General features: G+C 46.2%; 9 protein-coding genes. 1 reads left to right on the forward strand and 8 read right to left on the reverse strand.

Annotated elements, in window-relative coordinates; genetic code table 11:
• Window positions 1-5 precede the first annotated feature (5 nt).
• From L691_RS0112280 to L691_RS0112300, 5 genes are all read right to left on the reverse strand, one after another.
• Window positions 6-680: a multicopper oxidase domain-containing protein gene (locus L691_RS0112280; RefSeq protein WP_025690823.1), complete on the reverse strand. Its 675-nt coding sequence runs from the start codon at window positions 678-680 to the stop codon at window positions 6-8.
• A 125-nt stretch (window positions 681-805) separates the two neighbouring features.
• A complete protein-coding gene (locus tag L691_RS0112285) occupies window positions 806-1,450 on the reverse strand; it encodes a flavodoxin family protein (RefSeq protein ID WP_025690824.1) in 645 nt (214 codons plus the stop codon).
• A gap of 120 nt (window positions 1,451-1,570) precedes the next feature.
• On the reverse strand, window positions 1,571-2,884 hold the full coding sequence (locus L691_RS0112290; protein ID WP_025690825.1) for a nitrogenase component 1: 1,314 nt from the start codon (window positions 2,882-2,884) through the stop codon (window positions 1,571-1,573).
• A complete protein-coding gene (locus L691_RS0112295) occupies window positions 2,868-4,376 on the reverse strand; it encodes a nitrogenase component 1 (protein ID WP_025690826.1) in 1,509 nt (502 codons plus the stop codon). Before L691_RS0112295 ends, L691_RS0112290 begins: the two co-directional genes overlap by 17 nt.
• Before the next feature lie 422 nt (window positions 4,377-4,798).
• Complete coding sequence (locus L691_RS0112300; protein ID WP_232229168.1) at window positions 4,799-5,350, reverse strand: polymer-forming cytoskeletal protein; 552 nt, start codon at window positions 5,348-5,350, stop codon at window positions 4,799-4,801.
• 337 nt (window positions 5,351-5,687) lie between these two features.
• Between L691_RS0112300 and L691_RS0112305 the strand changes: the two genes are divergently transcribed.
• Window positions 5,688-5,954, forward strand: coding sequence for a hypothetical protein (locus L691_RS0112305; RefSeq protein WP_025690828.1), 267 nt, complete (start codon window positions 5,688-5,690; stop codon window positions 5,952-5,954).
• Window positions 5,955-6,313: 359 nt separating this feature from the next.
• Here the strand turns inward: L691_RS0112305 and L691_RS0112315 are convergent, their stop codons facing one another.
• From L691_RS0112315 to L691_RS0112325, 3 genes are all read right to left on the reverse strand, one after another.
• A complete protein-coding gene (locus L691_RS0112315) occupies window positions 6,314-7,063 on the reverse strand; it encodes a class I SAM-dependent methyltransferase (protein ID WP_025690830.1) in 750 nt (249 codons plus the stop codon).
• Window positions 7,064-7,224: 161 nt separating this feature from the next.
• Entirely contained in the window at window positions 7,225-7,506 is a 282-nt protein-coding gene (locus L691_RS0112320; protein WP_025690831.1) for a DUF6809 family protein, read from the reverse strand.
• Window positions 7,507-7,748: 242 nt separating this feature from the next.
• Window positions 7,749-8,636 carry a (Fe-S)-binding protein gene (locus tag L691_RS0112325; RefSeq protein WP_232229169.1) on the reverse strand — a complete coding sequence of 296 codons (888 nt, stop codon included), beginning with the start codon at window positions 8,634-8,636 and terminating at the stop codon, window positions 7,749-7,751.
• Window positions 8,637-8,944 lie beyond the last annotated feature (308 nt).

Genomic DNA, 8,944 nt, shown 5'->3' on the forward strand with positions numbered 1-8,944 from the left:
TCCACCTAGTTAGTGAAACGAGCAGTCGTAGTTTTTAAACTGCTGCGCATAGGCCGATTCGGATAAAAGAGCGAGCCGTCGGGTTTAAACGAGCGATCTGCGATCATCAGCGGTATTTCATAAGGACCTTTAGGCAGCGGAAGGGCGTTCTCCTCTTTATCCCTAATAAAATAAAAGCCTGCCAAACCGGCATGGACATTCAGTCTTGTAATCCCCATAGCATGATCATGATACCAAAGAGCCGTTGAACGCTGATTATTTGTATACGTATAGACTTTATTTTTAAAGAAATGTCCTGTTTTTGCAAACCCGCGTGTAAACCAAGCTTCAGGATAGCCGTCGCTGCCTGGACGAACCGTTGCCCCATGCAAATGGACTACTGTGCGTACCTGCGGGTGATTCCGTCCAGCCCCGTGAATAGATGTGTCTACCGGTAAAATATGTTTTTTAGGCAGCTGATTTTCCCATAGTACCTTAATGGTCTCGCCCTTTCTGACGTTAATGGTCGGACCTGGGAATTGACTTTCAAAACCCCACAAAGTCGTTTTCGGTAAGTCACGATGAAGAGAGGCAGTAAATTGCTTCATCCTTACCCTGTAATACGTAATTCCGTTTTTCCTTAAGGCCGGTGCTAAGGTTCTAGGAATCGGTAAGGGATCAACAAATTTGGCTAGTGCCATGTCATCTGTCCTTTCCTTTGATATTCCTCCTTAGCTTATGTGTTTATCCAAATTATGGTGTTTTTTTCACATAGCGATCAGCGGATATCAACGCGATGGATCAGCGCAAGGACACTAGCTCGATTTTATACAGCAGCCAAACGGGCCCCGAGCTCAAACGCCTTTCTGCAGTCAACGGGGAACTGCTCCTCTCTGACCCTAGCCTTCTGCTCAGCGTCGAATCTGGAGGCTTCATACTTGGAATAATCGGCAAATTGATACGTATCGCAGGAGAGCAGAATCTCCGAATCCCCGCCCAGTATGTTCAGAAGATTCCGGTTGCCGTGGAATACCGCCTCGTAATTCATCTCCTTGGCCCGTTCTTCCGTGACATTCATGGTATAGAAAAAGCCTGAGTTAATCCTGCCCTTAAAAGTGGATCTCTCTCCTTCGTTATAGGATAGATTAGGAAAGAGCAGCCGCTCCAGGAAGCTTCTCATTTCTCCGGTCACATTGCCGAAATAGATCGGGGAGCCCAGCAGGAGGGCGTCACATGCCAGAATTTCCTGAAGCACTTCCTTCAAATCGTCCTTCATGGCACATAGTCCGCCCAGCCGGTTGCCCTTTCTTTTGCAGGACAAGCAGCTCGCGCATCCCTTGAAATCCAGATCGTACAGATGTACCAGCTTCGTTTCCGCTCCCCGGGACTGCGCCCCATGCAGCGCTTCCTGTAGCAGCGTCGCGGTATTGCGGTTTGTTCTCGGACTGCCGTTGACAGCAATGACTTTCATCTTTTCTCACTCCTAAAGTTCATATCGGATCAGATCCTGTCCGCAGAGCCTGCGATCTCGAACGAAAAAAGGTTCGAAAATTGCTCCTAAGAACAATTATACGAACCTTTGAGCTTATTTTCACATGAAATCATTCAAGACGACGGAATAAATATTTTCAACCAACTGTAATGCTCCGTTATATCCAACGTACGATTTGCTCAGCACCATCTCATTGCCGATCGGCGCGGAAACGGATAACTGATAGGCGTTCAAGTCCCTTGCAACCACCCGTTCCCAAGAGCTGCCCAGAATGAGCGGCCGGCTTCTGATTTTTAATCTTCGGATTTCTTCTTCAACATAACCGCCGTCATTGGAAAATACCGTTTCAGCAGCGATATCGTTAGTGAATTTCCCGAATTCTGCGGTAACATCGCTCTGATAATCCGCCGGTGTATCATCGGTGATGAACTGCTTCTCAGGGATTAATCCCATGTCATTGGTTAAAAATCTGGCGATTCCCAGCGCATACAGGCTGTCCGCCACCGTAATGAAGCGTCTCGGCAGCAGTCGGGTTTCCAATAAAGTGTCGGCTGCTCTCTCCAAATAGTAGAAGTACCGCTCCTCCTGCTTGCGGATGACATTTTCTACGATTGCAGGATCAATCCCGGCGAATTCACCTACCGTTCTCAGGAAATTGGAGGTTTCGGTCGGACCGATCGGAAGCGCGGGATAATGCAGAAACGGCGTGCCGAATTTATCTTTCAAATGCTCGGCGGTCCGGAGTCCTACCCATGGAGAGATGACCAGGTTAAACTGCGCCTTAGGGATATCATTGACGGCGTCAACGCTGCTATCCGGTCCGAAGATCACATTCGGTTTCAGCCCGAGCGAAGAAATGAGCAGGTTCAGCTGCTCGATGTCACCCGACCAAAAGGTATTCTGATAAGGCACGGACGACCAGATATTGACCAGTCCCGATTCCACCTGCTGCGGCTGCAAATACTGGTCAATTATGGCATCCAGAACCAGTTCATGACCGATCAGATTGCTTCCTTTAAACCCGCCAGTTTCCACATATACAATCGGTTTGCCCTGGGCTTGGAATTTTCTCGTAATTTCGCCCACATCATCCCCGATAATATCGGAAGTACAGCCCGTGAGCACAACGAATAAATCACCGTTGATGACATCAAAGGTATTGGTGATGACTTTGCGCAGCTGGTCCGTACCGCCAAACACCACTTCTTTTTCCGAGGCATTGGTGCAGGGAATGGCATGTCCCCCGACATAGCCCGAGCCTTGATGGCCGTTCTGACTTCCGAGTGTCGTCCACAGCTTGGCCACGCACCCCGGACCGGCATGAACGATGGGCACCGCTCTCTTGATGGCCAGTACCGATTCAAACGCACCGAGTGTGCACACATGTCTGATTTGCTCAACGCACAGCGACATTTTTCTTATTCTCTCTTTCTGTTTTTTTATTTTTTTGTTCCAGGAAATTGAACGGGTCCTGCTCCAGCCACCACTCGGTATAGGGCAGATTAATGCGCTTAGACAGATTCACGGCTAGACTATTGTTCGTCAGCGCATCGATAATGCGATGTCCGAACTCGATCGTTCCCTGATAGCCGAAGGCGCTGTATTCATCGCTAACCATGATCGCGGGAATCCCCAACTTAGTAGCCCAGACGGACATTCCGGGATGTCTTCCGATGAAAATATCCGGCTTGACCTTGGACAGCAGATTGATAACTTCGTGATTCTGCTGATCGCTTACGCTGACTGGAATGTCTTTGTCTTGCTTGGCCAGCTCAACCGTGCAGGAAGGGCATCCGCCATGATCATGCTTGGAGTCGTAATGCCAGGAGAATCCCCAGACCACTTCCATGCCAAGATCCTCCAAGAGCCGGATATAGTTATGCGCGAAGCTCGGCCCCATGCCAACGACAACTTTTTTACCTTTCAGCTTAAATTTGATCTCTTCCAATTCAGGCGCCGCAATCACCTTTTGTTCCGCGAGATATTCTTCCACTTCTTTCTCCTTGCCTACGGTCTCTCCAAGCTTAGTAAGCCAGTCATCAAAGCCCGAAATCCCGTGCGGCTGCAGCGCCGTTACGTAAGGTACGCCAAAATTCTGCTCCAGCCCATTTCCCATATAACCGCCGAGCGTGCCGCAAATGCTGATTGTAGCCCCGGCTTCCGACCATCTGGAGATTTCGTCAATGTTGCTGTAGGGTATTCCGAACTGGGGAACCAGCCCCAGACGCCCGAAAATCTCGGTAATAAGAGCCCGTCCACTGCCCACAAAATTGATGACATTAACCAATTCGGGACGCTTCTTCTCAGCAGGCTTAATAATTCGTGTCAAAAGGGCATGGAATGCCGCATCGAACCCGGAAGCCCAGATCTGTGACCGGAATCCTTCGCAAAATACGGGAACCACGGGGATGCCAATCTCCGCTTCCGTACTTTTCATCGTGCTTTCGATATCGTCTCCGATAATCCCGGAAGCGCAGGATGTGGTGACAAAGATCGCTTTCGGTTTAAATCTCTCATAGGCTTTCAGGATACCTTCTTTCAAAATCTGGTCTCCGCCGAATACGACAGCCTTTTCCGACATATTGGTATTGATGATTCGAACGTTTCGCTGGTTCCAGTCTCTGATTCTCTGCCCCCATTGAAACCCTGCGTTTGCGCCTGCTACGTCACCCGCACAGCCGATCGGTCCATGATTGACGATAGCGGCATCCGTGATCGTAGACAAATAACCCTGCGCGCAGCCCGAGTTGCAATTGGTTGCTTGGCTGAATCCTCTGGATGCGTTCTTCAGGCAGCCTGATTGGGATTGTTCCGCCAAATCCCTGATCGTTCCTTGATACCCTACGATGGATTTCAGTCTTTTTTCCCTGATGGTCACCTGAGAGCGATCTAAATTAATTGACACTATTAAAGCCTCCTTCTAACTTTATTGGGGTTTAACTCACTCCTTAGGCGCACACCATTATTTGGCTGTTGCCAGGTAATATAATAAAGAAAATCGGATAAGGAATTCGGTTTGGCGAAAATCATGGAGAGCAGTCCGGATCATATGAGGGTTGTCTTACCCGCTGCATTATCCCGGGGAATGGTGATGATATGGGGGATTTTCTAGTGATCAAAAAAGGCAGCGGGTTTTATTCCGAGTAATCTCATATGCTTAATTTTTTTACTAGTATAGCATTATTTGGGTATATGTCAAGGATCAACATTCCTACCAGACTCTTTGAACACAAAAAGCCTTCAAACCAAATTCCCATAACGGGCTTGGTCTGCAGGCTAGGTATTGAGATGTTAGCTTTTCGATTCTGTTGCTGTGCTGCTTCGCGATTATTGGACTTCGGTTTTCCCAGTTACTTTACCATCGATTTGGGCGGATGCTTTCACATCTTCGCTTGCAAAGTAGAGGTTGCCATCCACCGTTGCTGTTTCATGAAGATTAAATCCTTTGGCTTCTACATAAACGTCGCCTTTAATCGTTCCGCCTTGAACTCTTAAATTTTCGCTTTTTACTGTAACTTTCGGTGCGGTAAGCGTGTAATTAGCGGTAATATTGTGGTCCGCGTCTTGCGCGTAAAGGGCGATTTTCCGGTAAATTTTGCCATCTGCCGCACCCTTATCATGGAATTCGCCGTCTACAACCACTTCCTGATCAATCGTTAAGTCATTAAGAATGGCGATGATCCAGGTTCCTTCTGGGCTAACCGCCTTGTTGAAAGCGTCTGCTACGTTTACGATAGACGCCGTAGTTTTAGCATCCGTTTGCTCTGCCGCTGCCTGACTGGCAGATGGAGCTGCTGCTTCTTCCTTGTTTCCCCCACAACCAGACAATAACGCGGCTGCGATTCCTGCAACTAAAAAACCTTTAACCAGTTTCATCATAATTCCCCCCAATTGTATTTATAAAAATATTATATATTAAACTATTAAAAATCCATGTGACACATTTCACAAAAAAATGACAATTTTTTCCCGAAAAAATCCATTAGACTTAGGATAATTTTCCTCCAACTCTTTCTGTGGTAGGACAATGTTCGTAGGGATGAATGGAAAAAATGCCCCTTACGAATTTTCGCTAGTTTAACCCGAGTATTTTTTTAATGTCTATTTCAGGACGACTTGATATTCTCGGCAACACCTTTTTACTTGTTCCTTGTTATTCAGTAGGGGTAAACGGGTTCAGAATTTGTTATAATACTATAAAAGGAGTGGTTCGGCTATGGAAGCAGAGCAGATTGTAAAAATGCTTGAAACTGTGTTGGATTTAAAACTAAAACCTATTAAAGACGATATAAGCGATATGAAGCAAGATATCAGAGATTTGAGTGAGAAATTTGATTTATTATCCTCCGAACAACCAAGTGATACGTTAGCCATGCTGCAAATTATTAATACAAAGTTGGATAGCATCCAGAAGGATGTTGAATTTACTTATTTAAAGACCTCCAAAAATGAGCTGGAAATCAATCGTTTGAAGACGCAATAACAAGCTAAAAAAGACTCGCTTTTGCGGGTCTTTCAGATTGTCGACTTATGGCTTCTTAATTCACTCAAAATCAAGAAGCCATTTGAATTTTATAACATATTTTCCCTGAAATCTCAAAAATTAATGAAAATAGTTGCAAAAGCGAAGGGGTTAGCCCGTTCTTCCACAACCTATTTGCCAGTTTCTTTAAATTCACTACGGAGAGCATAAAGCTCTTTGCTACCTGCTGTATGTCGTATATCCTCAGCTTTTTCAATGTATTCTTCCCAAACATGGCGAACAACAAGCTTTACATGTTTCTTAAAAAAGCCCTTCTTTGTCATTGGGTATAATGCGTGGAAAATGCTTATACTGTATTCTTATAATTTTCTTGCTTTGATTACAAAAGTTACAGGAAACATCTTCGCTCTTTTTACGAAATCACTGTTTTCATCCCGCGATTGCATTATTTCATTGTCGGTTTCCTCAATCATTTGTTCAATAACAAACCCTGCTTTTGCCAACGCATTTACATAGGTTGATAGTTTACGGTCCGATAATGTTAGCACACCTTCTCCGGCTAAATCAAGAGATACCGAATACCAAGATTCATCGAAATAACACTTGTTAAAAGCAAGCATATTATTTTCTGCGACAACACATTTGTGTATAGGATGAGACCAACTGAAAATAAATACGCCGTCTTTTTTTAGGTAAGAAGCGATCCGGCAAAAAGTACCCTCAAGATCGGTGGTCCAGCCTATGGCATAAATCGAATAAACAAAGTCAAAATAATCCTCTGGTATGCCACATTCTTCTTCCATGGGAGAACAGATCAATTTTGCTGAAAGACCGCACGACGTTAAATGTTGCGTTGCCTTTTCGATTTGTTTTTCCGATATATCCATACCCCATAGTTCAGATGCTTTGCGGTCCCCCTGATACTGCAAGGATTGACCGTTTCCACAGCCTATCTCCAGTATCTTTTTTCCTGAGACATCACCAAAAAGTTGGCATTTTTCTTCTGAGACAAATGCTCCATAGAAAGGAAGCACGATTGCTCCTAAAAAGTCATTTCCTTTTGTATCCCAATAGAAGCTGTTTGTTTTATAAACTGCATTCTTGTCCATGCCCGCGCCCTCTCCCAATATAAATTTTCTGTACTTGCGCAATATCCGACTACAGTTTATTATAACGTGATTCATTCTTGATTAAAGGCATAAAAGACTCGCTTTTGCGGGTCTTTCTTAGTTCGCCGTATCCTTTTTTTCGTCTAAGAACACGCGACCATTCATATTACGGCTTTACCTCCGCCATACACTTCAACCATCATTAATGCGCCCATCCGAAACCCTTGGACAAAAGAGGCAGCGGAATAGATCGAGGTGGATTCGCCCAATAAATCAACCAATTTTTCTAAGGAATCGAATTCATCTGTTGAGAGTTGCTTTTTATATGCCTCCATTGCGCTGGAAATTTTACGGGTCAACAAAAGATATTCCGGATTATTCGGATGGATGCATTCGTCAGGACGTAAATTGCCGTAAAACAAACCTTCTAATATATTGCTCATGGTCTCCCTCCATACTTGGATACTTAATGATAGATTTTAGGCGCAAAAATAGGTTGGTAACTCTCTCCGTTTTATGATACATCATCAGACCATAAAGCATTGAAATTTAGCGATAAAATCACTAAGAGCTTCGTAACTCTCGTTATGCCAGGATATACCGGAACTTCACTTCCCCTTCTAACGAAAAAAACAACCCCGTTTGAAAGGAGTTGCTTCTTACAATTACCGTTTCCCCACTATCCTTACCGCGCAGTCCGCACCGGATTTCTGCTCTCACAAGGCACTTTGGTCTGGCAGAGACCGCATCCGGCTCCCGATTTGGCATCCCCGCCGTTTGCCTCCGCAAAGTCCCGGGAGGCTTGCCCATACACAAATTTCATGCAAGCGATTTTGTCATGCCCCTCTTTGCTGATGGCCTGCACCGGGCAGCGGGTGATGCAGACGCCGCAAATCCCTTTGCTGTGGAGAAGGCAATTTCCCGCATGGCTTGCTGCTGTTCTGGCATCCGGGGTTACCTTGAGGTCAGTCACAACGGAGAACAAGCGGATCGCAATCCCCTTTTCTGAAATAAAGCCGTCATTGATGCTGAAGGTGCCAAGGCCAGCGGCGTAAGCGACATGGCGTTCCGACCAATTGGACACCGGCCCCGAATCCGTGCCCTGAATGCTGTACCACTCGGTATCCAGCGGGGCGACCGCCCGGCAGCCAAGGCTGTTCAAATAAGCCGGTAAATATCCGCGAATCGCATTCACAAAATACTCATCCCCGAATGTCCGGAGCAGCGCCCACTCCCGGGAAGGCCCGTCCTTCTGCGCCCGGTTGGCCCGGCGAATAACTTCGCTGATGGGCAGCACCACGCTGATCACCGAGCCTCCCTCATAGCTTCCGGGGCCAAATGACCGCTCAAAGACTTCTCGCGGCGTAGCATGGTCAGGACCGATAAGCGTCTTATATTCCTCAAACAAGGGATCGTCCGCTGATGCGAATTGAACAATCGGCTCCTCGTAGTAAGGAGCCTGCAATTTTTCGGAAAAGTTCCCTTGGTTCTCACGTACATAAGACTTTAATTCCTCTACGATTAATTGCTTGATACGTCCCTCTGCTTCTCTCGTATCCATGTCCACTTCCATTTCGATATTCTCTCCCTTCTAGCATATCTAGTTACCGCAACAGCCACTATTCGTGTATATACACGAATAGAACGCATAACGATATAAAAAAAGTACAAATCACTTTAAAATCAGGCAGCGCCTTACCGATCACCGGAGCGCTTCACGTCACAAGATTCTCCACTTTGGATAACAGAACCGTTAGCGTCGCCAAATCCTCTTTACCCAGCGATTGCTCCACAAAGCTTTGTGCATCTTCCCATAGCTGTCCCGCAGCCGCATGTACCGCTTTCCCGCTCTCCGTCAAAGTCAATTGGCGGCTCCCGCCT

Origin of the sequence: Paenibacillus zanthoxyli JH29, assembly GCF_000520715.1 — a bacterium.
Taxonomy (GTDB): domain Bacteria; phylum Bacillota; class Bacilli; order Paenibacillales; family Paenibacillaceae; genus Paenibacillus_AQ; species Paenibacillus_AQ zanthoxyli.